Here is a 25,043-nt window from a genome sequence, read left to right on the forward strand (position 1 = left end):
CGCTGGATCATCGGCCCTGCCTCTTCGGAGGCGGGGCCTTTTTGGCCCTGTCTAAGGAGCGAAGGGAGCTTTTTCTTTCGAAGAGATTGCTAAGGGCTCCGCCCTCACGCGGGCAAGGGTTTAAGCACAAGACGTGCCGGCCGGGACGGTCTCCCCGGTCTTCCGCGCCTCTCATCTGATCGCGGTCCTCGCGCACTGGAATGGCGCGTGCAGACGCGCGCGAAACTCGCGCTCTTGCCGGGCGGGTGATCCCTGTTCCAATCACGATGCTCCTCACGGGGCTATCGTCGTCTGCGGGCTGATTCGTTGGGAGTCACCTGGTGATCCAGCGCCGTGAGCGCCTAGAGGGGACGAGTGCCCCGACGGATGAGCTGCGTTCGACGCCCCGTGGGGAGTTGCGCCTTTGAGCGCCAGAACAGGGCCGGCGAGGAGCGCAGCTGCCCGACTGAGCCAGGAGGAAAGGAATGACCGAAGACATTGCTGCATACGTGGGCGTCGATTGGGCATCGGCGACGCACTACGTCTATGCGTTGGATGCCCAAGGAGCAAAGCTCGGTCATCGCTCGTTTCAGCATAGCGGTGAAGGGTTGGCTGAACTTGCTGACTGGATCCGAACAACGACGGGTGCCGAGCCGGGCCGTGTCGCTGTTGGAATCGAAGTCCCGCACGGACCAGTCGTCGAGAGCCTGATGGAGTCTGGTTTTCTCGTGCATGCCTTGAATCCGAAGCAACTTGATCGCTTCCGAGATCGATTTACCATGGCGGGTGCCAAGGATGATCGGCTCGATGCGCTCGTGCTTGCCGATTCTCTGCGAACAGATCGGCGTTTCTATCGGTTCTTGGAACCGGTGCATCCGACGATCATCCAGTTGCGTGAGTGGTCACGCATGGCAGAGGACTTGTCTGCCGAACGCAATCGTTTGGCTAACCGCTTTCGGCATCAGCTCTGGCGCTACTTTCCGCAGATGCTGGACCTTGCGGAAGATTGGTCGCAGCAGTGGATCTTGGAGCTCTGGGACTTGATCTCCACGCCCGCAAAAGCACAAACGGTGAGAGCGTCGACGGTCGCAAAGCGACTGAAGCAAAGCCGGGTGAAGAAGTGGACGGCCGACACGTTGCTCGACCATCTTCGTGGCAAGCCGATAACGGTGGCAGACGGCGTTACGGAAGCCTGCGTCGCGCATTGCGAGCTGATCCTGCAGCGTCTGCGACTGGTAATGCAGCAGATGAAGGTCGCGCTGAAGCAGCTCGAGCGCCTGTGTTCCGCCGTCGCCGAGCTCCCGCCAACAATCGGCGTCGTACCGAACGCCCAGGCCGATCCCGAGATCTTGCGGTCAATGCCTGGAGTAGGGACGATCGTTCTCGCGGCGCTCTTGTCCGAAGCACATGACGCGGTCGCTCGCCGCGATGCCCATGCACTTAGGGGCCTGTCTGGAGTCGCGCCCGTCACGCGGCGCAGCGGCAAGCAGACTCTCGTGGTTATGCGACAGTCTTGTCCGCATCGTCTCAGAACGGCTGTCTACCATTGGGCGCGCGTGGCGGTGCTGCACGACTTCCAAACACGCAATCGATATGCCGCCTTACGAAAGCGCGGACACTCTCATGCTCGCGCGCTGCGTTCGATCGGCAGCCGTTTGATTGGGGTTGCTTGCGCCATGCTGAGGCCCGGCGAGCTCTTCGACAGAGACCGAACTCCGCACTCTGCGGCGGTTTGATCCTGTCGTCGGCGAGGCGCGAAGCCTCCGCATAGCGGAGCGTCGCGACGACGACAGGCCCGAATGTCGCCGATCAGTCTGTTTACATGAGCGAGCGATGACCTTGACGCGTTGTCGCTTGGTAGCGGTGCTTTGCGCGTCACTTCGCTCACACACCGAAGGCTTAGGGCGCCGCCCTCAGCGCGCTTCGGAGTGCCTTCCGCCCAGCTTCAGTCGCGGCTCACGGGGCCATCAGCGACGGCTTCAACACGCTCCCTGCAGCCGGTTCCCCGCGAAAGCACTCGCTCCGCTTGCACACCCGCTGCTCGCCGCGAGGCAGAGGTTCGAGCGCGCTTGTGCGCTCTTCACCCTGCCTAACGCGAAATCGAAGCTGCAATGGTTGGTCGCACTCGCAAGCAGAATGCTCTTGCAAAAGGTGGGGAGTCCCCTCCGCTCCCGGCCGCCCTTGCCCTCGCTACCCCAGGTCTCGCCGACGGGCAGGGTTGCAGCGCAGCGCAGCGCTTCAACCTGACAGGAGATGAACGATGAACGTGAAGGTTGCTCAGCACGATGGGCAGAACGTTTCGAGCGGATTCCGGGTGGACATCTCGCGCGGCCATCGCATTGGCCGGGTGTCCTCAGAGTGGTTTGCGCGGCCCGATGACGAGAGATATTTGAACCTGCCGGACCTTTATGATGCCGTGCGCAGGCGGACAGAGTGCGCGCAGGCACGGATCCTCGAGAGCCGATCTATTCGCGTCGAAGCTGCCCGAGACGACGCCGAGCGGCTGGTCCTGGTCGTTCCTGGTCGTGATGAACCCGTCGCACCGACGCATTGGAGCTTTGGACAATTGTGCACGCTGGTTGGTACGCCGGCCGCTTACCTGCGGCAACTGCCCGCCCCATTGTCGGCCATCAACCTGCAACATGGGCTGCTGTCGCACCGCGCCGAACTGGTCAAAACGCTGGAAGCGGACAGTGGCCGGGTCGAGCTTCGCGCGGTCACCGGGCCGGACTACGGCCGCATCTGGGATCACGAGTTGGTTGCCGCCGTCATGCAGATCGCCGGCAATGGCAGCAGCGACACGCGGTGGAAGGTGCCGGGCGTGCTCGACTGGTCGACCATGACCCACAATCCGTTCGTCGACGTGACCAAGGACACCACGACGCTCTACGCTAGCGACCGTGACGTGTTCCTCTTTTTGGTCGATGACACCAATCCGATCGAGGCGGGGCGGCTGCCCGACGGTTCGCCGGATATCTATTTCCGAGGCTTCTACTGCTGGAATAGCGAGGTCGGCAGCAAGACGCTTGGCATCGCGAGCTTCTATCTACGCGCTGTTTGCATGAACCGCAATCTTTGGGGCGTGGAGAACTTCGAGCAGATCACGATACGACACTCGAAGTTCGCCGCACAGCGCTTTGCCCATGAGGCGGCGCCGGCATTGACGAGCTTTGCCAATTCCTCGCCTACGCCGTTCGTCGCCGGAATTGCAGCCGCACGGCAGCAGATCGTTGCCCGAACCGACGAGGACCGGGACAGTTTCTTGCGCAAGAGAGGCTTCTCCAAAGCCGAAACGTCGAAGGTTATCGAAGCCGTCCTTGGCGAGGAGAACCGCAAGCCGGAGAGCGTTTTCGACTTCGTTCAAGGCATCTCGGCCGTTGCACGAGGCAAGGAGCATCAGGACGCAAGGCTGGAGCTCGAAGGCAAGGCGAAACGCCTGATGGAACGAGCAATCTGAACGCGACCTGCGCAACCGAACCACATCGGTCGCGCGCCGTTCGAGCCGCTGATCTGCAGCTCCGCCCGTCTGGCAAGCCGGACCGGCGGAGCTGCCGCATGCAAATCCCATGTGGCCCGCCGGGCCTCCGGCCCGGCTCGCGAAGCACAGAAAGCGGACAGTTGATCACAGGTAAAACTTCCAAGCAGGCGGACGAACTCGTCCGGCACTTGTGAATTGCGTCGACTGCACAATCTCCCAAGATCGTCGGTTGTGGCGCTTTCAAGAAGCCACGAAATGGCCTGCGCCGTTGGCCTGCAGTGACAATGCTGGCGCTCACGTTCTGTTCGGAGCCTTATCGAAAACCGACACCTTCTTTGGCTGCAACTGAGACGAAAATCGGACGAAGTGGACCGCCTTAACGTCCTGCTGCTGAGCCCGACCTTGGCCATTGGCGGCGGTGCTTTTCGTCGCCTGGCTGCTTTCGATAAGCGATTGTCGAGCTTCCGCCCGACGCTCTCAAGCGCCCCCGATCTGCAGCAGAAATGGCTAGAGATACTCGTCCACGTTCGCACGAGGAGGGAGACTCCGTGCCGTTTTTTTGCAAAGAGACGGCGTAAATTCCGCAATTGGACGGAGACTGTTTCGCTGCTCGACAGAGGTTTTATCGGCGCGTCGATCCCGGGCTCATTGCAATTTTAGTCTGAGGTTGGGTTGGATCAGAAGGTGCGCAAGAAACTGAGAGGCCAAGCGAAGGCGCGGGGAAGAGAAGGAAGGGAGTTTTCACACCCTATGCACCTCCGGTGCTGACGATTCGCGGTTCGCGCGCGGCTATCTCATTGGGGTGAAACAAACATTCTCTCTGAAGCGGTGTTTACGCAAGCGGTCCTGAGCGAATACAGCCGTCTTGCGGAAGGGCCGACAAAACGAAGCTCGTCAATAACTTGTCGGCCTTTGAGCGCGAATACGAAAGAAATGTCCGGTCTCACTCTCGATCCATGGTGAGTTTGCTTCGGTCTAGGGGCCGGACAAGGCTGTGGCTCTCGCGCCCCAAATTTGACGTCGCAGACCGTTTCCCGAAAGCCGCAGATCGATTGCGAAGCCGGCAGAGGCCTACGCCAGCCGGCAATCGTTGCGCGATCAGGAGCCGCTGTAGGCCCGGGAAGCAACGTCCAATTTGCCTTCCCGGCTCTCGGTCAATCCCGCTCGTACTCGCGGTAGCGGAGCTTGATCTTGATGCCAGACATGCCGGCCGGCTGATCCATCGTGCGAAGGACTTGGCCGAGGCGAGAGCCGAGTTGAGTGGCGGCTTGGTTCTGGGTCGGCTGACCAGCTGCCAAAGCTGTCGGCGGTAGTGGTTGAGCGACTGACGAGCGGGCCCGACCTCGCCCTCCTGGGAGCTCCGCGTGAGAACGGCTGCTGGTGGTGGCGTGCATGTGATCGCGGCTCCTGCCGAGATTGAAGCCCATCGCCTTGGCCTCGGCCTGCCAATGGCTGGTGAGTTCGCTGAGCTTGGCATCCCGCTTGGCGCGCCGCGTACGTAAGGTCGCCAGCTCCATTCCCTTTGGTGTGCTGTAGCCGTGGACGTTTGCGGCCTGCTCAATAGCCTGACGCCGCTTTGAGAAGGCCCGCTCGACTTGGCGCGGGATAGCGGCCACCCGGAACGTGTCCTTCTGCCGGTCCAGCCGAATGCCTTGCCGTTCGAGCTCTGAGGCTAGGGTCTGGCGGTAGGTCGCGCCGGCCTGCTTCTGGGCCTTGTAGAGCTCGCGGCTGACGATAGCGCCCCAGCTGCCGTCGCGACGCGGGGCGAGATTGAAGATGAAGGTGTGGGTGTGCAGCTGCGGATCGGATTCGCGGCTGGTGTGATGATCGAACTGTGCCATCAGCAGCCCGGCGGTCTGTTCTCGGTTGGCTCCGGCCCGGCCACGCCTGGCCCAGCCAGCGGTGGCTTCCAGTCGAGCGGTCGCCGCCAGCACTGCCGATTGATGGGCCTGTGCGATCATCTGGCGCTCGGGAGCCCCAGAAAGCGCCCAGAGCACCGAGACGGATTTGGGCGCACTGAAGGTCATGTCCCAACCGGCCGCGTGCTCCCGGCCGCGGCCGCCAAGCTGCGCCAGCCGCTCGCCGATCTTGGGATCGATGCCGCGCAGGGCTGCATCGAATTCGCTCTGCGTGACCGGCCCGTTGAGGCTGAGCCGCTCGGCCCCTTTGCCGGCCCAGCGGCCCGGCGGCTCTCCATCGCGGCCGTAGTAACCGTCGCGCTGCAGATGGCTGTAGTAGCGGGAGGCCGACGCAGCGTTGCCGCGGGCGGAGATGGAGGCCACCATGGCTCACTCCCGGCGCTTGAGGATCTGTGCCGCCAGGTCCTTCGTGAGGCGGGCAGGTGGCGGCCTTGGATCTGGATCGGCTTCTCCATCGGCAGCGCCCGAGCGCCTCGCCCCGGAGACGGGACGAGTCCAATCTGCCGGCACGATCGGCTCGCGCAACTGCGGCACCCTGAGATAGGGCAGCTCCAGCTCATAGACGTCTTCACCGAGGCCGATCAACAGGACCCGCACGCCATCCCTGGTCGGGCTGAGACGAGAGCCAAGCTCGGACGCCGTGATCACCCGGCGCATCTCACGCTGGGTGCTTTCGGTGACGCTGGTCTTGCCGTTGGCATGGGTTGAACTCTTGGTGCGCCGTTCAACCTCCTGCTCGCCAATCAGCCGGCTGATGTCCTCAGCCGCCTCGCTGGCGTTCATCCGGGTGATGATCTTAGTGCCGGTCATGCCGAACCAGGACTTGGCCTGGTCCTGGCCGTAGACTGCCCTGATCTGCGCCGTGTCCTGCGCGCCGATCACAACGGTCACGCCCTTGGAGCGGCCGAGCTCGAGGAAGGTCGCAAACCGCTTGATCGGTGGCAGCTGCGGGAATTCATCCAGGAACAGCCAGACCCGCCGCTCGCGGCTTTCGGTCAAGGTCGGGCTTCCGACGGCCGAGGCGAGCAGGCCCAGCATGCTGCCGATCCAGATCCGCGACAGCTCGGGATAACCGGGGTCGTGCTGCAGGATCAGCGGACGATAGCGGGTCGGGTGATGCAGCCAGCTGCGGATCGAGAAACGCTGGGCGGATGGATCAGACCAGGCCTCCGCCAGGACCGAGACGATCCGCATGTGGGTCTGGAAGGTGGTCAGGATGCTGAGCGTGGTCTTGCTGTCGGGCTGGTCGAGCAGCCGCAGCGCATTGGGATTATGCTCTTTGGCGAACGCCGCAAGCGCGCCGACATCGGCGGTGACTGCCCGTTCCAGATCGCCCCAGCTCCAGTCCTTGCCCCTGGTCGCCTGCAGATGGACGAGGCAGGCGACGAAGATCTCCTGCGCGGCCTCCGACCACATCGGGTCGGAACTTGCCGGTATGAAGCGGGCGGCGAGCTCGCGGGCGTCCTGCTTGATGCTGCAGTCCGCTGCCACATCCCAGACCAGAGATCTTCTGTCATGGGGAGCTACGAGGAGGGGGTCTCCGTCAGCGGGAAGCCCGCCCATCATGTCGCCCTTGGTGTCGAGTACGAGGAGGCCATCCCCGCGGGAGAGGGCTTCATTGATCAGGTGCAGCATGGTCTGGGTCTTGCCGCCGCCGACGCTGCCCACGATCAGGAAATGCCGCGCCTCCCGCTCGCGTCCCAGCGGGATGGATGGCACGAGCGCCACGCCCGTGCCGTGGATCTGGCACTCTGCGGCTGCGGCCCTGGCAAAGGCCCTCAGGCCGCGTCTGCCAGCTTGCAGACGAGCGCCGCGAATGACCTTGAGCGAGACTGTATCCAGCCGAAGGCTGACCGCGAAGCCGAACAGCGCGACCAGCCCTCCAAGACTGGTCCCGATCACGCTCCAGAACCGAAGCTCGAATCCGGTCAAAGCCTGATATCGCGTGAGCCAGTCAATACAGGTCCGCCATTGGGCGTCGCCGGAGCGATCGGCAAGCCAAGCGAGCCCACGCGCTCGGATGCAGACTTCAACGTCTGCCGCCCCGATCGGAACGCTCCTGCCGTCCGCCAGCGTGGCGCCTGGAGGCCACAGGTCGAAGCCGAGGTAAGAGACGCCGGCCGCGGCCGCAAAGCAGCCCACGGCAGCGAGGAAGCTGATAATACGCAAGCGCCGAGTCATGCGGCCCTCCCGGAGCTTTCGCCGGTCAGGGCCTTCAACAGGGCCTCGAACATCGCAAGCAGGTTACCCGCTGCCTTGTCGACTGATTGGACCAGCGCGTGGGTCTCCAGGCCTTGCTGCTCGACCGCGGCGATCCTGCGCTCGATCCGCATCAACCGATCGGCGAGCGCCTTGTTATCGCCGCCAGCAAGCCCGATGCGGATCAGGTCGCGGGCGACGCCGGTGATGTTTGCTGAAAGCCTATGAGCACGTGCGTGGAGCTGCTCAATCTCGCCCGTTGCGAGACGAATAGAGATTGGTCTTGTCTTGCCTGTCATGAGATTGCCTCAACAGAGTTGCCGAGGCGATCGATCACGGAGATCAACCAGACATCCCACTCGCGACTAGCCGTTCTTTAGGCCGACGTCTGGTCCCGCCTGAGCATGCGTCAAGCAGACCAGGTGAGCTAAGATGCAGAAATGTCTAACGACGTACAACATTGATCACTCGATCGTCGCCCCGAGCGGACGTCGATTGTGCATTGTGGTTCTTTTGCGAATCTAGGTCGCCGATCGTACAATCGGCGTGAAATTACAAGACGAGCTGCTGAAACGGCCACGTTGCTCGGTTAGTCGCGCGGAACGTTTTCTGAAGTGCCCTAGGTAGCAATCCGCGATGCTGGCTCGATTCAGCTGGCGTATCATCCTGAATACGTTGCATTGATTGCGCGTGTTTATTGGCCTGCTTTACGAGAGAAGGGCAACCCCACGCCGGCAGCTTTGCAGATCGCTTCAATCAAGAGCCGAACGGCCCGCACGTCCCAGTCATTTTGCTCAATAGGCGAATCCCAATGCTCTGACACCACGTAGGCTGCATGGCGAGCCTTTACGCCCAGACCTACGATCGTCCGCGCTGGTGTGGCCATAATTGCCCGCTCAACAGGATCCAAGCGAGCCAGGACCGATTCGATTTTCTGTATTCGGCTGACCTCGTTGGAGCGAACGTTGTCCGCGTCTCGTCGTCCCCGATCGTCACTGTGCTCGGGCTCTAAGGCGGAAATCTCCGACAGCAGCGTGACAAACGTCGTGTCAAGCTGGACAAGCGCGAAATCATCCTCAAGCTGTTCAGCTGAGGCTGTCTGATCCCCTGGAAGCTCATTTCGAAGCGCGAGTGGTTCGCCTTCCGTTGGGCTATTGGCCTTCATGGGGTGACCTCTAACGGCGCATGACCTTGCCGGTGGTCGGTACGTATTGTACCGTAGACAGTACAATAGTTACATGGACCGAGCAAGCCGCATCAGAACAGATTGTTCTGATGCAAGTACTGGGGCAGAAGCTGCGATCTCGCGCCAAGGAACTCGGCTTTTCAAACGCCGAGGTCGCGCGTCGCGCGGGGTTGAGCGAACGAAGGTACGGATTTTACGTTACAGGCGACCGAGAGCCGGACTTGTCGACGCTATTACGAATCTGCAAGGTCTTGGCCACTACCCCGAATGTCTTATTGGGCTTTTCTGAAGATGGGAGAGAAGGTTCGAACCGAGCCGCACTTACCGAAAGACTCCGTACCGCGAGTCGTGCTCTCTCGGAACATGATCTTCAAATTCTAGCAATACAGGCTGAAGCGCTTGCGGCGCATCGAGGCCGGTGAGATAGTAGTTCGCGAGTAAACTTAGACGCTGCTTAAACTACGATTACCTATATAGTTCTGATGAACGAACAAGCGTTTGCAAGTGCCGATTTGATCCAGATGGATCCCGCAATCAGCCGAGACGCGCGCCAATGAGAAGATCGAACGCTTGACGCTTAGCGCGGTCGGACAGCTCTATGTCGGATTTCAGGATGTCGAGCAGAGGTGCGACAAACTTCGATTGTACGCGGATCATGTCGGAACCATCCAAAGGAAGCAAATGGGCCTTGCCCGTCGGTACGCGCGCGAGGTCCTGATGCAATACGCACAAGCCGTGGCCTGCCTGCCAAGCCAGCTCTCCCGCACTAACTGCAGGTCGCACACAGAATTTCGCAAGCTCGCCCTGTTGGCGAACTTCGAGAGTTGCATAGAGCGCAGCTACCGTGTGACCGTCTCGAACCCACCGAACCCAGGCGTCGAAGAGATCCTCATGTCGTGATGCCGGGAAAAGTTTCTCTGCGAGCCTGTGGAGCTCTTCCACCAAAGTAGCCTGATCGCCACCTTCAGCGAGCCAGCGATAGCGCGAGGCGAGCAAAGCGGTCGAGAAGCGGAATTTCTGAGCATCTGCCTCTGCTCCAGCCCAGTCGAACGTACACCACAAGGACATGGCGGCGCTCAGCCTCGGAGAGCGCAAGTCGGCCGTATAGGCTGTACGGGCGTCCTCGTCGAGGCTTTTCAGGAAAAGAGGAATGAGACCGTTGTCGCCCTTGGGCCCGAAGAACAGGACGCGCCAGAATCGTATTGCCTGCGTTCGATAGGATTGCTCGTCGAGCAACCCATCGGCGCGTGCTTTGGCCATGAGCACGGCCAGGAAGGCAATGTCGCCCGCCATGCGGTCAGCTTTACGCCGCTGCAGATATTCGGGCCGCTGCAACGCGGCCTCAATCTTCGTGAGAAGTCTAGTCAGGCGAACTCGCTGTATGTCGAGCTCAGACTGGTCGATAGAGGCCCGCTTTACGGCTTCGGGCTTCTGGTCTTCTCCTTCCTTCTCCTCGTCGCTCGGTCGGACACAGGGCGGACGCTTCGGGTTCGGCTCGCCAGGCGCACGGAAAAACGAACAGATAAGAGCAAGCTCGTCTGTCTCGGAGAAGCCGCCCGGCAGGGCAGAGTTGGATGACGGAGGCGGCCGTCCGAATTCTTCCGCATAGATATCGGCTTCAGAAAAGTAGGCCATTGCATTCTCGTCGCTGCGAGACTTGGTTATCCCGCCCCCGTGAGCCGTGTCCCGTTGAACATGAAGCTCGAACAGTTCCAAAATCTGCAAAAAATCGCGCCCTAGAAGCGATCCGCGCGCTGCTGCTTCTTCGAGCCTGTCTCTGAGGACGCGCTCAGCGGGGGCCATTCGAAGAGAGCGCTCGTCGTCGATCCAGCAGGGGAGGGAGGTCACCGTGCGGCCACCAATAGTCAGTCCAACAAGTGACACCGAGCTCACTTGTTCGTTGATGTCGAAATCTGCTCTACGAGGCGACACGGTATGCGCCTTCAGCAAGACCTTAGCTGTGGTTTGGATTGAGACTTCTGACAACTCGTCCTCGGCCTTGTAATGAACAGTCAGTTCGGAGCCATCTCTCCGAGCAGCTAGGATCCGAAGCTCGCTCGTCTCGAATGTCCAGTCTTCCGACGGATGAGTCTCCGGCAGCTCTGGTGCTGAATCCGTCACAGCATAGCCAGACCAGAGCTCTTCGAGATCTTCTGCTCGCAACGCGGATATCGCCATGATCTCCGCATTTCCCCATGAAGCATCAGCCAAGAGCGCGGCCCGCGAACAGTTGGCGCTGCCTGCCGCAACAAAAAAATCGGCCGAGGTCGCGAACGCATAGATTTTTGCATGAATGAATTTGTGCCGAGCGTCTTCGGCGATCGGCTCGATGCTGCTAAGTCGGATCTGCTTGGGCAATGTCGCGACGATATCTTTTGAGAGCCCAGCTCGCCTCGGCTGCAGCATCACTCGAACCTCACCGGTGCAGAGTTCGGCGATTCGGGCCAAAGCAACACCTTCTGGATCGAAATATGGGCTGAGCACTTCTATTGCGGTGGGCGGCGCGCCGATCTGCATCAGAATTTGATCCAGCATCGGTGTCGGTTTCGGAGTCCAGGCGAGACCTCCAGGCTCTGGCAGAGCCGCCGCCCACGCATTTTCTGGCGCATCGAACAAGCCGAGGACCTCGGCGCGGATCGCGGCTGGGTCGGGCACGTAAGAAAGGATCACAGCGAGATAATCTCTGAAGCTCGCGATCTGCGCTGCGCCACTGCCCGGAACGAGAAAGTCTGTCCAGATCTCCTTGTTTCCGCTCCAGCCTCCGTAGGTCATATTGCCACTACCGACGGCAAGACCCGATCCATCATTTCCGGCGAGGAAGATGGCTTTCGGATGAAAGCGTCGGGCCTGCCCCAGATCGATCGGCACCACCCGGTAACGGAGACCGAGCTGAGAGACCAGCATCTCTTGAGTCTGGTAGTTGCTTGCCGCGCAGGCGGCGTCGGCGAGAATGGTAAGCTGCGGCGATCCAATCGCTCTCAGGCGAGGGAGCACGACGGACTCAACGAACAGAAAGTCGATGTTGTGGGTGAGGACAATTGCGGTGTTGGCCTTCTTTACGGATCCGCAGAGACGCTCGATGACATTCGTCTCTCTCATGCGGCCTCCATTGTGATGAGCTCCCCATTGGTGCCACGCCGGAAGAATCCGATATCGACCAGAATATTGATTGTGTTGTCGAGACGGCTATTGCTGAAGCCGGCAACGATCTGATTGGCGGTCAATCGCAGTCGCTGACCGTCAGGGAAGAATCTCAGAGAACACTTCTGACCGCCCGACATCTTCCTGAGCGTCACCTGCAGATGCGGGGCGATTGCGCATCGCTCCATGAAGGTGCAGATGAATTTGTCGAAAGGTGTCTCATCTGCTGTCATGGCGAATTGTAGTGCGAGATCACTCGTCGAACGGACGGGTGATCCTGGGCCGAAGGTACGGAACGGACGAGTTTGCTTTTCCAGAGCGGAAACGAGAGCGAACGCCCCCAGGAGACGATGAGAGGCACGCATTTCGGTGAAGGGAGAGAATGGTAGAGCCCTGTCGGCCATCAGATCTGCCGGGACGGAAGCCGCAGCATTGCGAGCGCTTCGCTCCCAAGCCTCAGGCGCCTCGGGCCAGTAATTTGACAGCGCGCGCGGATCACGCAGAAAATCCGCCTTCGCCTCCTGGACGAGTTCCTTAGGACTTCCCGTATCGATATTTTGCAGGAGGCCGCATACCGCGCTGAGCAGTAGCTCCAACGCGAAATGATGTCTTCTACGCCATTCGTAATTAGACCAAGCGATCGACACCGAATTGTCTTGCTCTTGTCTGCAGCAAGCATCAAGATTCCGCGCCAATAGCCGGTTTGCCGATGCGCGGTCGTTCGATGCCAAACTCTGAAGCCATAACCGCGTCTCTTCGAAGCGCCGATATCGCTCGTTCAGTTGCGGTTGCAGGGCCTGTGTCGTTCTCCACGGCGTTCCGAACGCCTGCCGTAGCAGCGTAGCTTCGTCGCTTCCCGAAGCCATGCTTCCCAGCGAAAAGGAAGCGACCGCGCGTGTCGCCTGACCTTTCGCGAGCGAGCCGCCGTCGAACAGGCGGTCGATGATCGAAGGGTCAGAGAGCCTGTTTTGACGAGCCTTCCAAAGTGCCGTACCGCGGTCGGTGAGTTGATAAGGGACGGGGCTCCCGATCTTCCCATCGACGAGAAGCCCCAGACCCTTGCATGGGTTGTAGTAAGTATTGAGTATCCGACTGTTTTCGGAATCAGGAAGCGTAACGTCCTGACCGGCCGCGATCGCTTTCATCTCTTCCGAGAATACGTCGCTGCCGAGGATTGCGCCGCCCGCATTTCGCGTAGGATCGGCTTGTGAGGCAGCGATGATCAGAAACTCGACACGTGTGAGAAAGGTTGCTAGCTGGCTCATGGCGAACGGCCGGTCTCGATCGAGAGCCTTGACGTAAAAGGTGTTAATTGCCCAAGGCAAGATTGAGAAATATCGGCCACGCGCCGACACCGTTGTGACGCCGTTTACGAGATCTGCTTCGAGACTTTGATCCACGGCCCTGACGCCAAGGATATCCAAGCCCTGGGTGTTTTCCGCAATATCAGCTCCCCAGAAAATCATTCTGATGCGCCCGAATACTGGCCAGCACCGCGGTGCATGGACATGACTGCGTTATGACGTTGCTAGACCAAGACAAAAAGCAAAAACTGTTCAGTTGCGATGTCGTCTGGATAGGGGTTGTAAAGAGGTTCCCTCATCGTTGCACATGGCTGTAAACTCGCATCAGTTCGAGTCTCTGCCGAGAAGTTGAATTGGCAAAGGCTAACTTAACTCGGAAGGGTTGGCAAAACGGAGCCGGCATCGAACTCGGAGTCGAGAAGGGTTGGCTGTGACGGCATAGAAAGCGGCCGCTATCACCGCTTAACTCAGCAGGACAAGGACCGAATCGCCAGGGCAAAAGGCTAGGTCAGATGGGAATTTCTTGCACGAGCCAATTTTCGATTGCGGCCGCGACGACCGACATCCCATATAAAATAACATTCTTGGTGCTGGTGAAATTCTTCTGACCGTCCTTAATCGCCAATTCTTCGGAGTAGCTAATTTCGGTTCCTTCTTCGTGGTTTTCGGTGACTATCGCCAGCAGAACGTCATGTCTATCCCGTCGAAAAACGGGTCCGCCGCTGAGACCTCTCGGGCACGGAATACTCAATTCGCCAGCAAAATAGGTGTAAGGACGTTTGTCGGCTTCTCTAGTCAGGCAGCTGGTATAGTGGCGGAAGGTCTGGAAGGCGCCCCAGAGCACGCGCGGGTCTAAACGCTCGCCACCAAAGATTGGAAAGCCGTAGGCGAAGAAGTCTTCGCCCATCTGCGGTCGCTCAATTGATTTGAAGAACGAGAGCGAGGTAGGTAGTTCCTGGTCGGGCGGCACCTCAAGTATGGCGACATCCGCGTCTGGATGATGAATAACGTTGGACGGGCTCAAGAGCGCCCGGTCTCCTCGAGATGTCTGTACGGCGATCAGTATGTCATCCAGACTGAGCCCGTCTAATACATGCGCAGCGGTTACGAAAAACCTTGGATTACGGAAGGCAAAGCATGTCCCGATCACAGGTGACGTCGGCCGTGTAACTCCAGGTACTAGCTGAGGAACTCCCGTTGTCACGGGCTGAAGCACCTTCTTGTGGACGCGGAACGTGGCAGAAATTGCTTCCTTCGAGCCAGCTCTCATCGCGCCAAATCCCCCTGGTCATGTGCTTGGTGTACATTAACATACCGCGCTAATCAGAGGTGGCAAGATCGCTGCCCAGAAGCCGTGTGATGGAGATAGAGGGGGCCATGCCGGTAAACTCGGTTGCCCAGCGGCGGGAAAGTCCGAACAGTGTCCGTCGGCTTGGCCACGTGGTGATTTTGGAACCTGCTGACTTCTTTGATGCGGGTGAATCAGCATCTGAAGCGAGATCGGCTTCCTTCCGCTGCGCCGGAGTTCGCGAAGCCGTCGCTACGTGGCGGGAGGGAGGACGCCTGGCTGGTCGATCCGGCGCTGCGGGGCCGGTTCGAGCGCGAGACGGCTGCCACTCTGCCGTCAGCTCGGGTGGAGCGATCCATGATGTGTTCGTGACGCTGGAGTAGCGGCGCCTGCAACTGCAGCAAGATCAGCGGGTTCAAGAGTGGGTGGGTGCCCGGCCGAACGAGTCCCCAGCGCGTACGGCAAGACGCAATCTGGTGTCTTGCCGATCGAAGAATGTGCGGCATCATACCTGCTAACCCAGCCCGAGATTATCGTGGCAACGCAGCGTATGACATGAGCGATTGGTATCGCGCTGCTTCACGCGAGCTGTTGCAGGCTGGGCAACTGACAAGCTTAGATATTCCAAGCGATATCTTGCGGACGCTACACGGCGAGCGGCGCTGAGTATCAGGCGTTGTCCGCGATGCCGATGGTCCGGCAAGCAGGACAATAGAGAAGCGCGGCAATTTCCTGGGAATCTATTGGTCCAGCCTAACCCTTACATAGGTCGGGCGCCGCGGGAAATTCTCGTCTGCGCTAAAGACGCCAGAACAGTGGGTTAAGGAGGCTGTTGACCGGCAGAACACCCACACAATTGAGAAAGGTTGTCTTGCCTTTTCGAGGCGACTCCTCCGCCGCTTCCTGACGTACGCCAATACACTCTGCTATTTCGTTTCGATTGACGTCGGGCGCGGGCGGCCTCACGGTAACTTCTTCGATTGTGGAGGAGGCACAACCTTGATGCGACGTGACCGGGACCTCGAACGCGCTACCCAAACTGCGCCCGATGTGGCTCCAGATGAACAGAAACGCAACCCCCTATATTGCATTCCGTTTGCGCAGCGGCTGACCTGCACCGTGGCGGAAGCGTGTGAAGCAACCGGTCTCGGGCGAACCAAGATCTATGAACTCATCGGGAATGGTCGAGTTACCACGACGACTATCGGTCGTCGCCGGCTCGTCGTTGTAGAGTCTCTGTTGTCTCTGGTTGGCATCAATGCGACATCGACCGACCGCAGATAACCATGCCGTCACTCCGGAAAAGCCCGCTCAGGTAGCTATCAACTCGATTGTAGTATCGGACCAAAGGCCGCGAGCGCGCTTGCGGACCTGCAGCAATACGATACCTGGTCGTGGCGGAGCCGTGCCGATCGACGGCATTATGGATTGGCGATGAGAGCTTCTTGTTGATCATCGCCATCGGTGGCATGCTTTCCGCGGTGCGGAACAAGCGGTACGACTGCCGCCCGGGCGAGATCTTCGAGGGCCGTTGCTATGTATTTCGCGTAGTGACGTTCGATCATCTGCACCGATGTGTTGTGCAGTTTAGCGAAGTGCTGGATTGGCAGCAAATTCCGTAGGCCGCGTACGATGCTGGAATGCCGCAGCGCATAAGGAATGACCTTCGGCAGCCCGGCGCGCTCACGGATGGCTTGCCACGGGCGAGTGAGTTCTGCTGTCCTCCACGGGCCGCGCACTGACTTTTTCCATCCGAAGCTACCGGCCTGCTCGTACCTCCATCGCTCGAACACTGGCGCTTCTTTCGGTCGGGCTGAAATTGCCGGAAGCAGAACTTCGATCACATCTTCGCCCACCGGCACCGGGACGGAGCCGCCATTGCCGCCTCGCCCCTTGTACGACCCTCGAATCATCAAGCGTTGCTCTATTGGTTGCGCATCACTCACGCGCATCCGTTTGAGTTGCGCAAAGCGCGCGCCTGTGGCCGCAAAGCAGACGACAATGCGAAACAGGTCTCCTTCAAAGCCTTGCTCCTCGTCTATCTCGCGTGCGGCTCGAATGGGTGTGCCAATCTGTGCATCCGTGAGGATCTGGTTGTCTCTGGCGACAGATATCTCATCGTCATCGTCGATGCGCTCGGCCCTGAGTCCGTCTTTCACGATCGAGGGGAATGTCGGGTTCAGCTTCTTTTGTTCCGAGGACAGACGGAGCCATGCAGCATTCAAGGCAGCTTCAGGTCAGCTGCGAGCCCGCGCCTGGTCGTGGCCTTCAATTTTGCCGGCAGGCTCTCAAGCCAAGTCAAGAGGTGATTTTCCGTCAAGGCGTACAGGCGGACAGCGACAAGAGGGCGGCGTTAATGGCTTCCTGATGACCACTGCGCTCTTGACCAAGAAGGTAGCGCCGCAGTCGGAGCGAATCTCGCTGCCGACCCTTCAGCTGCCGCGTGCATTGCGGTTCCTGACGTAAATCTCAAATGGTGGTTTGCACCATGGGCGGCGGTCCGGCAGTAGCCGCGAGCTCTCAGGAGGTTGTCTATTCGGCCCTGACCGAGGAAGCTGAGGTTGCTGAAGCCTCAGAGTCCAAGGGGAGAACCGGATGGACACCCACGGGAATGCGCGTCTGACGCCTAGAGGTCGAGACGCGATGGTGCGGATTGTGGAAGGTGGCAAGGCCGCTGCCACGCTGTGCTCTTACAGAACCCGAATTTGAGTCGCGCGCGCCCGCTGGGAAGGACCGCAGACCGCATCCCATACGATCGATGCGTGAGATGCTCATGGACAAGTGTCGTGCGAGTGGTAAACATTGGTGCTTGCAATTCGAAGCGAAACTGTTGGGGTTTAGCTCCGATCATGCGACGGAGGCTCTTGGCTCTGGAGCCATTCTAAATGATGTAATTCGAACTTAGTAGGTTGCGTGCTGAGGTGCCGCAATACAACTGTTTCGCCTCGTGGTGAGCAGACAGGTCGCTAACGGTTTTTCGTACTACTCCCCCCGCACGTAATGCCAAGACCGCTCTAAAGCTGCGGCCAAGCATAGTGAAGTCTACGGAAGAGTCGCAATGCCCTAGGCCGTTGTTTTGAATTGATGTGGCTTCATTCCGTGCCCCGAAGTGAGCGTCGCAATGGCATCGATGCGGAGTGATGGGCTTTGTGAGGTCGGCCATGGAGAATGTAGAGGATGATTGCAACCTTCATTCGCCTCAGGACGGCAAGCTGCGGTTATACTGGATTCTGAAGACCGACAGAACGAGCCGCCCTCAAGCTAGATGCATTGCTGTTGCATCAATAGCGCGCCTGAGCTCGCTCGCACCACGCTGCTTCAGATTAGCCGCAGTCATCTTTCTCGTTCTCGGCATCATCCCCGTCGTGCGCGCTGTCGATGATCGAGAGGGAGAGTGGCGGACGCTGGACCGCCAATTCTCACAGGTTTGGGAGGCCAGTCTCGGCCTTGGTGGCCGAAGTCTTGCGGGCCTTATTCCATCAGCTGAGCACGCGAAGGCGTTGGCTCTCCAGGTTTTTGGTCCCCGCGATCCCAGAACGCTGCGAAGCATGCGCAACCTGGGCGTTTTGTACAATCGCGAGGGGCGGCTTGGTGAAGCTGAGAGGTTGCTTAACGACACATTTCAGCTGGCCCGCGACGTGCACGGTCCGAAGGACCGTCGCACTCTCACCGTCATGTACGACCTGGGCACTGTGCTCGCCAACGAGGGGCGCTACGGTGAGGCAGAGCAAATTTATAGAGACGTGGTGAAGTTGAACCTCGAGGTCCGAGGTTCTCTTGATATGAAAACACTACAAAGTATGGTTACGCTCGCTGACATGTTTGTCCGCCAGAAGCGATATTATGAAGCCGAAGACATATATCTGGATGCTTTTCCATTGTACCGCAGCGTAGTCGGTCTAGACAATCGTGACACGTTGTATTGCATAAACGGGTTAGCAGCAGTCTACGCATTTCAGGGTGACTATAGAGGGGCGGCGGTTCTGTATCTCCAAGCGCTGGAGCATGAACGCAAGGTCTTGGGGCCCTCGGATCCTGAGACGCTGCGAAGTATGGGGGGCCTAGCTGCGACATATGATGACCTGCACCGCGATAGTGAGGCAGAGCGCCTTTATCTTGACACGGTTAAGCTCATGCGCAAGGTGCACGGGCCAGAGCATCGTTCTACGCTAGCCAGCTTGAACAATTTGGCGGTTTTCTATCTGGAACGGGGCCGTTATTCTGAAGCGGGGCCGCTGTTGCGTGAGTTAGTGTCAATCTCCCCCAAAGTGTTCGGGCGAGCGCACCCAAATACGTTGACCGCCCAGCTAAGCCTCGTCCGGCTCCTGGCTGGTGAGGGGAACATTGCGGAAGCCGTAGCATTCCATGCACAGATGATGCCGGAAATACTGAACCGGCTCGGCGTTGAACTCTACAGTACCGAGGCAATCGCTGCGCGTCGGCGGCTTGTCATTTCCCAGACGGCCTATCAGGACATCGCGCTGACCTTAGCGCTGGCGCCTGAAGCCGACTCGACCGCGGCAGAGTTGGCTGCATTGGCACTGCTGCGCTTCAAGGGCCTAGCAGTGGAGGAGGAGGGCTATCTCGCGCGCTTGGTGCATCGCACCCAGGATCCTGCCATCCGAGATATCGCTTCTCAGATTGGGCGGCTGCACGCCCAACTCGCCCAGTTGCAGAACCAAGGCAGGCCGACGTTCGAGTTAGGCGAGCAACTCAACGCCAAGGAGCTCGAGCTCGGGCGGCTGAGCCGGGCGTATGGCTCGCAACTGCAGGTGCGCAATGCGAATGTTCAGGAGATCCGAAGCAGGCTAAAAGACTTGCCGTCGCGCAGTGCATTGCTCGAGCTTCGACAGTTCTCCCCACTCGATTTACGTACCCAAGAAAGGGCTCCTCCGCACTGGGCGGGAGTTCTAATCGGAGCGGAGGGTGACATAAAGGTTCGTGACCTTGGCGCTACAACGAGCACCGCCGGACAGGTGGAAAGTCTCCTGCAAGGTTCCGTGTCAGTGGCGGGGTCCTCCTCTCGCGCGCTCTATGAACAGCTAGTCGCGCCGTTTGCACCGGAGCTTGCTCGGGTGGATCGCATCTACATCGCGCCGGATGGGATGTTGTACCTCGTACCATTCGGGCTACTGGTTGGTTCAGACCAGCGAGCGTTGTTGGAAACCAAAGACGTGCGGCTGCTGCAAACCGGCCGCGACCTTTTACGGTCGACTCCAGAAGAGGTGCGTCGAGGGCTTGTGGCCATGGGAGGCATCGATTTCGACCATGCCCCGACTGAGGGCATCTCGACAAAAGTTCAAATCGACTGCCCATCGTTTGCAGGCCGACGAGTTACCCAGCTCACCGATTTCGTAGCGGAGAATGCAGGGGACGCCAGCCGCATCGCATACGCGCGCGACCGGGCCGCTGAGAGCCTGCACTTCGGGCCACTACCGAACAGCGCAGATGAGGTAAAAGCGATCGCGGGTCAGTATTGTGCGGCGCATCCGGATGAGGGTATAGAGGTTGATATCGGCACTGCGGCAAGCAAAGCCCGGCTCATGGGGTTGGATCACCCACCGCGGGTGCTGCATCTGGCGACACATGGGTTTTACCGAGTACCCAAGGAGCCCGCAGACCGGCCGCTATTGTTATCAGGCGTCGCTCTGGCCGGAGCCAACGTCTCGCTCCGCGAGGGTGGCGGAATAGACGGGATTCTGTCAGCGCTGGAAACAGTCGATCTCAACCTGGACGGCACCGAGCTAGTGGTACTCTCGGCATGCGAGACCGCTCAAGGGAAGATCGATTATGGTGAAGGTGTATCGGGTTTACTCCGAGCACTGCGCACCGCCGGCGCGCGCAATGTGCTGGTGACTCTGCGCCCAATCAGCGATCCGGACGCGCAGCGGTTCATGGAGCGCTTCTACGGCCACTGGCTCGGGGAGGCTCGAGGCGATCTCGCCACAGCATTGCGTCAGACCCAGTACGAATATCTGCGCCAGTCGCAGGTCCCAGCTGGGCTAACAACGCCGCAAGTGTCCGCCCCAGTGGCCGGGACGGTGAGAAGCGACGGCGCCAGCCGAGACGCGCGCGGCGCGGCGCCGATTGTTGCCTCCCCGTCAGTGAAGCCCGATACCACTTGGAGTAGCTTTATTCTCATTGGCGAATGAGGCCGCCCTATCGGGACGGTCAGCGCATTTTTTATCGGTTCGGCGGTGCGCTTTCATTGCCAGGCCGCTCGTCTCCGAGTCGTCAACATTGGGCACTTCGATTTTCGACGAACGCTGGTCCGCTCCTGGGCGCTTAGCCGTGCTACGCTGAATCAGCGAACAGCGGGTCCGGGACCAACAATCAACTAAGGGTTGAGGCGGGTTGGTGCTCGGGAGCGTCGCAATCTGAACCTACATCGCTCTCAATTACTAACTCCGAAAACGACCTCATAATCCGCTTTGTTGATCGGAAGCCAATTCATGTCCATCGAGCGAGTTTCAGGCTTACCATTGCACGTAAATACCTCTGGAAGAGTGCCGTTCTCCGAGAACTGCCAAAAATGTCCAATTGTGTATTTTGCAGTAGGATATGATGCACCGTGTGGCAGGGGAGCCATTCTCCACTGCGGACTGCCTCCTTGCTTTGTCCAACGCGGGTCATAGGCCGGTCCGGCGCCGGTGTACCTCGATGTCCAAATCGCATTTGCTTTTGCAAGCCCATCCCCCACGCTGCCCATCACTGGGTTCCACCAAGCCGTTGGGTTTGTATAAATAACTACCGAGCGACCGGTTGCCGCCGACACCAGGCTAATCCATTCCTTGGCGAGTTGAACGATCTCGCCAGGTGACTTTGTGTACCACATGTCGCAGTAATAGTTTCCGCGGTCGTTGCGCGTCCGGCGGTTTGCGGGACAATTCTCGTAAGCTGGCGTACCAGGAGAGATTCTCTTGTTTGACCATTCGATGTCCAGAGCCGGAGGCAATTGGTCCGGCCGCTGACCGTTCGTCGCTCCGATAGCTGTCAAGAAGGCCTTTGCTTGGGTCTTGGCGTCGATGCTTGGACGAAGAAAGTGATAGGCGCCTCGAAACATGCTCTTTGCGGCGTGTCTCGGAGCCATTTCGGACCAAAATCGTGGAAAGGAGAGGTCGGTATCGTCTCCATCGCTCGCCTTGCTGTAAACGTAAACGATGCCGTTACTGGCGAGTTTGTCCCAATTTGCGCGACAAGAACATTCCGGATCCAAATATCCGGAGGGCGTGCCACAGCTGTCGGACGTCGAAATGTCGAAACTGTAATGGGACAAGTCCACCCCGAACACGCCTGCATATTTATCTCGCTCCTTCTGAGTGAGCGTATAAGGAGCTACTAGGAGGGCCTTCGTGTTGGTCAGCGTGCTAATCCAAAATCTGCGCAACTCACGGGGGTCCACCTCATCCTGCGAGACTTCTTGCGCTGAGGCGGATAAACAGGAAAGAATGAGGAGCATGAGGACGTGTAATCGAGTGGCCGGCATATAGGTCGCTCTTGCTGAAATTGATTTCTACCTTATTGGAACGATCGTCACGCCTACCGAGGGTTGGGCGGGTACAACCGTTCTGCTAATGGTCCTGGTCATCGCTCTGTTAGCCGAATCTCTTGCTGTCGTAACAGTCTGCTGCACAGTCGTCGAGGTCGATGGTCCTGACGGGATGCTCATTTGCTGGGTTTCAACATCCTTCAATGCGGCGAGGGTGCATTTCAATGCGAGCTCCTGCACCAAACTGTAGGCTCGACAAGCATTTGAGGGCGGATTGCTTCTATATGTCTGAGTGAAATAATCCATATCGGCGGTTACGAGTTGACGGATCTTTTGCAGGTGTGTGCCGAAAGAATAGATGGTTGTCATCTGATTTACGACGGCCTTGCCGAGGGTCACGCCGGCTGTTGTTATTGCCAGAATCTTGACCGCCGACGCAGCTGATGCTGTCACAGGTACAACCGATGTCGCTGCCGCTAAGAGAAGATCGGTGGTGTTATTAGTCATGAGGGCGTTCTGCTGAAACCGTGTTGCGTCGACGAAAAAGGCCTCGCACGCCGCGCGCACTTTAGCGAAGCCGACCTCCATAACGTCGGCCGCGGGCTGCGGATTCGCCGAGCATTCCGCGACGACGGGAACGATCACCTCCGTGTAATTGATGTCAGCAGATTCACCCAATAGGCTGGCGCAACCGCCCAATAGAGTTGCGCCGCAAACAACCAAAAAAATGCGCATTTCCCCGCGAGCCCCCCACTTGCGAATTCTCCTGTTTTGCGCAATCGTAGGTCGTATAAAGATCCTTTGTCAATAAGATGAGCTCCGCGAAGCCTCCCCGCCAGCGGTAGGCAATTGAGCAGCCACTTCTTTTAGACGCTAATAAAGTAATTTGGGAGATTTCAGTGATTACTCGTCGAGCAGCTCTGGCCGCACTTGGTGCTTCCCTTCTTCCGACGAGCGCAGCCTTCCCTGACGATAGGCTCGAGTACAGGGACTACAGCTTTAGTGACTATTATGCCGTAAAGGGCGCGTTTCCAAGCCTGCAGAAGGACATCGATGCAGCTGACCAGATTGTCCGTAGACTGCCTACGGACAATTACTTCTCAATAATGCAATCTCTCTCGGAAATTACCGAGGTCGGCTCCACAGGTGAGCTGTTCAATATGCGTTGGAAACAGGTTGCGAACCCACTGATCGTTCGTTTTTTCCACGATATCGGATACGCCAAAACGCCGTATCCAGGAGATTGTACGTCGTGGTGCGCGGCCACGCTCTCTTGGTGCTTGAAGCATGCTGGCCTAAAGATACCGAAAGACCCGGCGTCATCGCAAAGCTATCTCTCATATGGGAGGCGCATCACTGATCCGGCTCCAGGTGACATTTGCGTTTTCACAGACGTGGGCGATAAAGCGCACGGGCACGTAGGGCTGCTGGTTTCACGCTCGGGCGCTGTACTCAGAATATTGGGAGGCAATCAGACCGGAGATTCTGCGACTAACTGCGGGCCGGGATATCTGAAAAGCAAGATCGACGTGACCGAAATACCCATTAATCCGCAGAAAAAGCGCTCGGTAGGTATTCACTATCTCTCGGCTTATGTTCGTCCCGCCTGATCCTGCCAGCGTGAGTCTGCCCTAAGTCTCTGTCTATAACCATCTGAAAGAACTAGTATGCTGCCCCTCCAAGCATTGCTGTCCTCAGCGCCGGTGCGTTGCATTGCGACCGTGGCGGTGCTGATCGCCGTTGCTCTTTGGCCGTGTTCTTCTCCAGCCCAATCGGCGGATTGGACAGTAATGGTCTACATGAATGCAAAGAACAACCTGGAGGTCGATGCACTCGATAACTTTTACAGCATGGCTCAAGTTGGCGGGAATGATCGCGTTAATCTTGTCGTACAAATGGGGCGCCCGGCAAAGCACTATACTGATTCCGACGACGCATGGTCGGGAGTCATGCGGTTCCTTGTGAAACGCGATACTAAACCTCGACCGGGCGACGCCGTCGAGGATCTCCGCCAGGGCGGTGAGGTAGACATGGGGGCGCCAGATACGCTTGCAAAGTTTGTAGATTGGTCCATGGAGAAGTATCCCGCCACCCGCTATATGCTGATCATCTGGAACCACGGCCAGGGCTGGAGATTTCAACTCGCTCGAGAATTCAATGTGAGGGCAATGGCATCATCGCGGAGCCTGACGGCGAATGCCTCGTCGCAGCTGAAGTCTAGCCTCAGCTCCGTGCCACCGCTCAACGGCTACCGTTCAGTTTCACTGGATGAAGATACCGGAAATATCCTGTTCAACAGGGACATCCAGGGGGTGCTCGATAAGAGGTTTACCAACAAGAAGCTCGACGTGCTTGGATTTGACGCGTGCCTCATGTCCATGGTGGAGACGGCCTACGCATTTCGAAACTCGGTGGGTACCATGGTTGGAAGCGAAGAGCTTGAACCAGGAGAAGGATGGCAATACGCAGCCTGGTTGTTGCCGCTGCTGAAAAACCCAAGGTTGGATGGTGCCGGATTGGCGAAAGCAGTCGTTGCGAGCTACCAGAAGAGATATGGGGACGTCAATCTAACGACCCTAAGCGCGCTGGATCTCTCCAGGGCCGAGGAAGTCGCGGGCGCGACCTCGGCGCTGGGAGGCGAACTGCAGCGGCGCCTCTCGTCAGAGCGAGGCGCCATCGATAAAGCGCGGTCGGGCATTACACCATATGGTCAAGCGGCCCGACTCGCTACGTCAGTGGATCTCGACTTCTTCTTGGAACGCTACGGAGCACGAACGAGCAATGGTACGATAAAATCTCTCGTCGACAAGCTTCGCGCTAGCTTGAAGAAAATGACGATCGTAAACTATGCCTCCAAGCGCGACTTGCCGATGTATGGTTCTCGCGGCCTCGCCATCTATTTCCCGGCGACGCAGGCCGACTACGATCAGGATCCAGATCACAGCGGCTATCGAAAGAGCAATACCGACCATCCCGTCGAGTTTGTTCAAAAGCAACAATGGGCTGATTTTCTGTCCGCCTATCTGCAGTAAGCTTATGACAAATTGCCATTCTAACCGA

The 25,043-nt window shown here is 58.7% G+C and carries 17 protein-coding genes; 7 read left to right on the forward strand and 10 right to left on the reverse strand.

Going from position 1 to position 25,043, the window contains the following annotated elements:
* Nucleotides 1–464: 464 nt before the first annotated feature.
* Nucleotides 465–1,715, forward strand: a complete 1,251-nt coding sequence (locus tag QX034_RS16835) for an IS110 family transposase (RefSeq protein WP_316195596.1) — start codon at nucleotides 465–467, stop codon at nucleotides 1,713–1,715.
* A gap of 524 nt (nucleotides 1,716–2,239) precedes the next feature.
* Nucleotides 2,240–3,436, forward strand: coding sequence for a DUF932 domain-containing protein (locus tag QX034_RS16840; RefSeq protein ID WP_316195597.1), 1,197 nt, complete (start codon nucleotides 2,240–2,242; stop codon nucleotides 3,434–3,436).
* A 1,175-nt stretch (nucleotides 3,437–4,611) separates the two neighbouring features.
* Here the strand turns inward: QX034_RS16840 and mobF are convergent.
* The 4 genes from mobF to QX034_RS16860 form a co-directional block, all read right to left on the reverse strand.
* Nucleotides 4,612–5,742 (reverse strand): MobF family relaxase, encoded by a 1,131-nt coding sequence (gene mobF, locus QX034_RS16845; protein WP_316195598.1) that lies wholly within the window; start codon nucleotides 5,740–5,742, stop codon nucleotides 4,612–4,614.
* A gap of 3 nt (nucleotides 5,743–5,745) precedes the next feature.
* Nucleotides 5,746–7,557 (reverse strand): type IV secretion system DNA-binding domain-containing protein, encoded by a 1,812-nt coding sequence (locus QX034_RS16850; RefSeq protein ID WP_316195600.1) that lies wholly within the window; start codon nucleotides 7,555–7,557, stop codon nucleotides 5,746–5,748.
* The gene (locus QX034_RS16855; RefSeq protein WP_316195602.1) at nucleotides 7,554–7,874 is read right to left on the reverse strand and encodes a hypothetical protein; all 321 of its coding nucleotides are present in this window, start codon (nucleotides 7,872–7,874) and stop codon (nucleotides 7,554–7,556) included. The genes QX034_RS16850 and QX034_RS16855 overlap by 4 nt, the downstream gene beginning before the upstream one ends.
* 395 nt (nucleotides 7,875–8,269) lie before the next feature.
* Nucleotides 8,270–8,740: a hypothetical protein gene (locus tag QX034_RS16860; protein WP_316195604.1), complete on the reverse strand. Its 471-nt coding sequence runs from the start codon at nucleotides 8,738–8,740 to the stop codon at nucleotides 8,270–8,272.
* Between the two features lie 110 nt (nucleotides 8,741–8,850).
* Between QX034_RS16860 and QX034_RS16865 the strand changes: the two genes are divergently transcribed.
* Nucleotides 8,851–9,183, forward strand: a complete 333-nt coding sequence (locus QX034_RS16865) for a helix-turn-helix transcriptional regulator (protein WP_316196083.1) — start codon at nucleotides 8,851–8,853, stop codon at nucleotides 9,181–9,183.
* A 112-nt stretch (nucleotides 9,184–9,295) separates the two neighbouring features.
* On the opposite strand, the gene QX034_RS16870 is transcribed toward QX034_RS16865, so the two are convergent.
* The 3 genes from QX034_RS16870 to QX034_RS16880 all read right to left on the reverse strand — a co-directional run bounded on the left by QX034_RS16870 (nucleotide 9,296) and on the right by QX034_RS16880 (nucleotide 14,476).
* Entirely contained in the window at nucleotides 9,296–11,860 is a 2,565-nt protein-coding gene (locus tag QX034_RS16870; protein ID WP_316195606.1) for a hypothetical protein, read from the reverse strand.
* On the reverse strand, nucleotides 11,857–13,368 hold the full coding sequence (locus QX034_RS16875; RefSeq protein ID WP_316195607.1) for a hypothetical protein: 1,512 nt from the start codon (nucleotides 13,366–13,368) through the stop codon (nucleotides 11,857–11,859). Before QX034_RS16875 ends, QX034_RS16870 begins: the two co-directional genes overlap by 4 nt.
* 346 nt (nucleotides 13,369–13,714) lie before the next feature.
* Entirely contained in the window at nucleotides 13,715–14,476 is a 762-nt protein-coding gene (locus tag QX034_RS16880; protein WP_316195609.1) for a serine protease, read from the reverse strand.
* A 1,020-nt stretch (nucleotides 14,477–15,496) separates the two neighbouring features.
* Here QX034_RS16880 and QX034_RS34045 point away from each other — a divergent pair.
* Complete coding sequence (locus tag QX034_RS34045; RefSeq protein WP_410050918.1) at nucleotides 15,497–15,778, forward strand: excisionase family DNA-binding protein; 282 nt, start codon at nucleotides 15,497–15,499, stop codon at nucleotides 15,776–15,778.
* Nucleotides 15,779–15,915: 137 nt separating this feature from the next.
* Here QX034_RS34045 and QX034_RS16885 read toward each other — a convergent pair whose 3' ends face one another.
* On the reverse strand, nucleotides 15,916–16,719 hold the full coding sequence (locus QX034_RS16885) for a hypothetical protein (RefSeq protein ID WP_316195611.1): 804 nt from the start codon (nucleotides 16,717–16,719) through the stop codon (nucleotides 15,916–15,918).
* Nucleotides 16,720–17,655: 936 nt separating this feature from the next.
* Between QX034_RS16885 and QX034_RS16890 the strand changes: the two genes are divergently transcribed.
* The gene (locus QX034_RS16890; RefSeq protein ID WP_316195613.1) at nucleotides 17,656–20,646 is read left to right on the forward strand and encodes a CHAT domain-containing tetratricopeptide repeat protein; all 2,991 of its coding nucleotides are present in this window, start codon (nucleotides 17,656–17,658) and stop codon (nucleotides 20,644–20,646) included.
* 242 nt (nucleotides 20,647–20,888) lie between these two features.
* On the opposite strand, the gene QX034_RS16895 is transcribed toward QX034_RS16890, so the two are convergent.
* Together QX034_RS16895 and QX034_RS16900 are read right to left on the reverse strand one after the other, a co-directional pair.
* The gene (locus tag QX034_RS16895; RefSeq protein ID WP_316195614.1) at nucleotides 20,889–21,953 is read right to left on the reverse strand and encodes a glycoside hydrolase family 25 protein; all 1,065 of its coding nucleotides are present in this window, start codon (nucleotides 21,951–21,953) and stop codon (nucleotides 20,889–20,891) included.
* A 54-nt stretch (nucleotides 21,954–22,007) separates the two neighbouring features.
* Nucleotides 22,008–22,718, reverse strand: coding sequence for a hypothetical protein (locus QX034_RS16900; protein WP_316195616.1), 711 nt, complete (start codon nucleotides 22,716–22,718; stop codon nucleotides 22,008–22,010).
* 164 nt (nucleotides 22,719–22,882) lie between these two features.
* Between QX034_RS16900 and QX034_RS16905 the strand changes: the two genes are divergently transcribed.
* A complete protein-coding gene (locus QX034_RS16905) occupies nucleotides 22,883–23,593 on the forward strand; it encodes a CHAP domain-containing protein (RefSeq protein WP_316195618.1) in 711 nt (236 codons plus the stop codon).
* Between the two features lie 111 nt (nucleotides 23,594–23,704).
* Entirely contained in the window at nucleotides 23,705–25,015 is a 1,311-nt protein-coding gene (locus QX034_RS16910) for a clostripain-related cysteine peptidase (protein WP_316195619.1), read from the forward strand.
* Nucleotides 25,016–25,043: the final 28 nt, after the last annotated feature.

The sequence above is a fragment of the Bradyrhizobium sp. SZCCHNR3119 genome, from assembly GCF_032487775.1.
GTDB lineage: Bacteria > Pseudomonadota > Alphaproteobacteria > Rhizobiales > Xanthobacteraceae > Bradyrhizobium.

Bases quoted from the DNA above. Each gene is read 5' to 3' on its own strand.
- QX034_RS16835 (WP_316195596.1), top strand. From the start codon at position 465: ATGACCGAAGACATTGCTGCATACGTGGGCGTCGATTGGGCATCGGCG.
- QX034_RS16840 (WP_316195597.1), top strand. From the start codon at position 2,240: ATGAACGTGAAGGTTGCTCAGCACGATGGGCAGAACGTTTCGAGCGGA.
- mobF (WP_316195598.1), bottom strand. From the start codon at position 5,742: ATGGTGGCCTCCATCTCCGCCCGCGGCAACGCTGCGTCGGCCTCCCGC.
- QX034_RS16850 (WP_316195600.1), bottom strand. From the start codon at position 7,557: ATGACTCGGCGCTTGCGTATTATCAGCTTCCTCGCTGCCGTGGGCTGC.
- QX034_RS16855 (WP_316195602.1), bottom strand. From the start codon at position 7,874: ATGACAGGCAAGACAAGACCAATCTCTATTCGTCTCGCAACGGGCGAG.
- QX034_RS16860 (WP_316195604.1), bottom strand. From the start codon at position 8,740: ATGAAGGCCAATAGCCCAACGGAAGGCGAACCACTCGCGCTTCGAAAT.
- QX034_RS16865 (WP_316196083.1), top strand. From the start codon at position 8,851: ATGCAAGTACTGGGGCAGAAGCTGCGATCTCGCGCCAAGGAACTCGGC.
- QX034_RS16870 (WP_316195606.1), bottom strand. From the start codon at position 11,860: ATGAGAGAGACGAATGTCATCGAGCGTCTCTGCGGATCCGTAAAGAAG.
- QX034_RS16875 (WP_316195607.1), bottom strand. From the start codon at position 13,368: ATGATTTTCTGGGGAGCTGATATTGCGGAAAACACCCAGGGCTTGGAT.
- QX034_RS16880 (WP_316195609.1), bottom strand. From the start codon at position 14,476: ATGAGAGCTGGCTCGAAGGAAGCAATTTCTGCCACGTTCCGCGTCCAC.
- QX034_RS34045 (WP_410050918.1), top strand. From the start codon at position 15,497: ATGCGACGTGACCGGGACCTCGAACGCGCTACCCAAACTGCGCCCGAT.
- QX034_RS16890 (WP_316195613.1), top strand. From the start codon at position 17,656: ATGGAGAATGTAGAGGATGATTGCAACCTTCATTCGCCTCAGGACGGC.
- QX034_RS16895 (WP_316195614.1), bottom strand. From the start codon at position 21,953: ATGCTCCTCATTCTTTCCTGTTTATCCGCCTCAGCGCAAGAAGTCTCG.
- QX034_RS16900 (WP_316195616.1), bottom strand. From the start codon at position 22,718: ATGCGCATTTTTTTGGTTGTTTGCGGCGCAACTCTATTGGGCGGTTGC.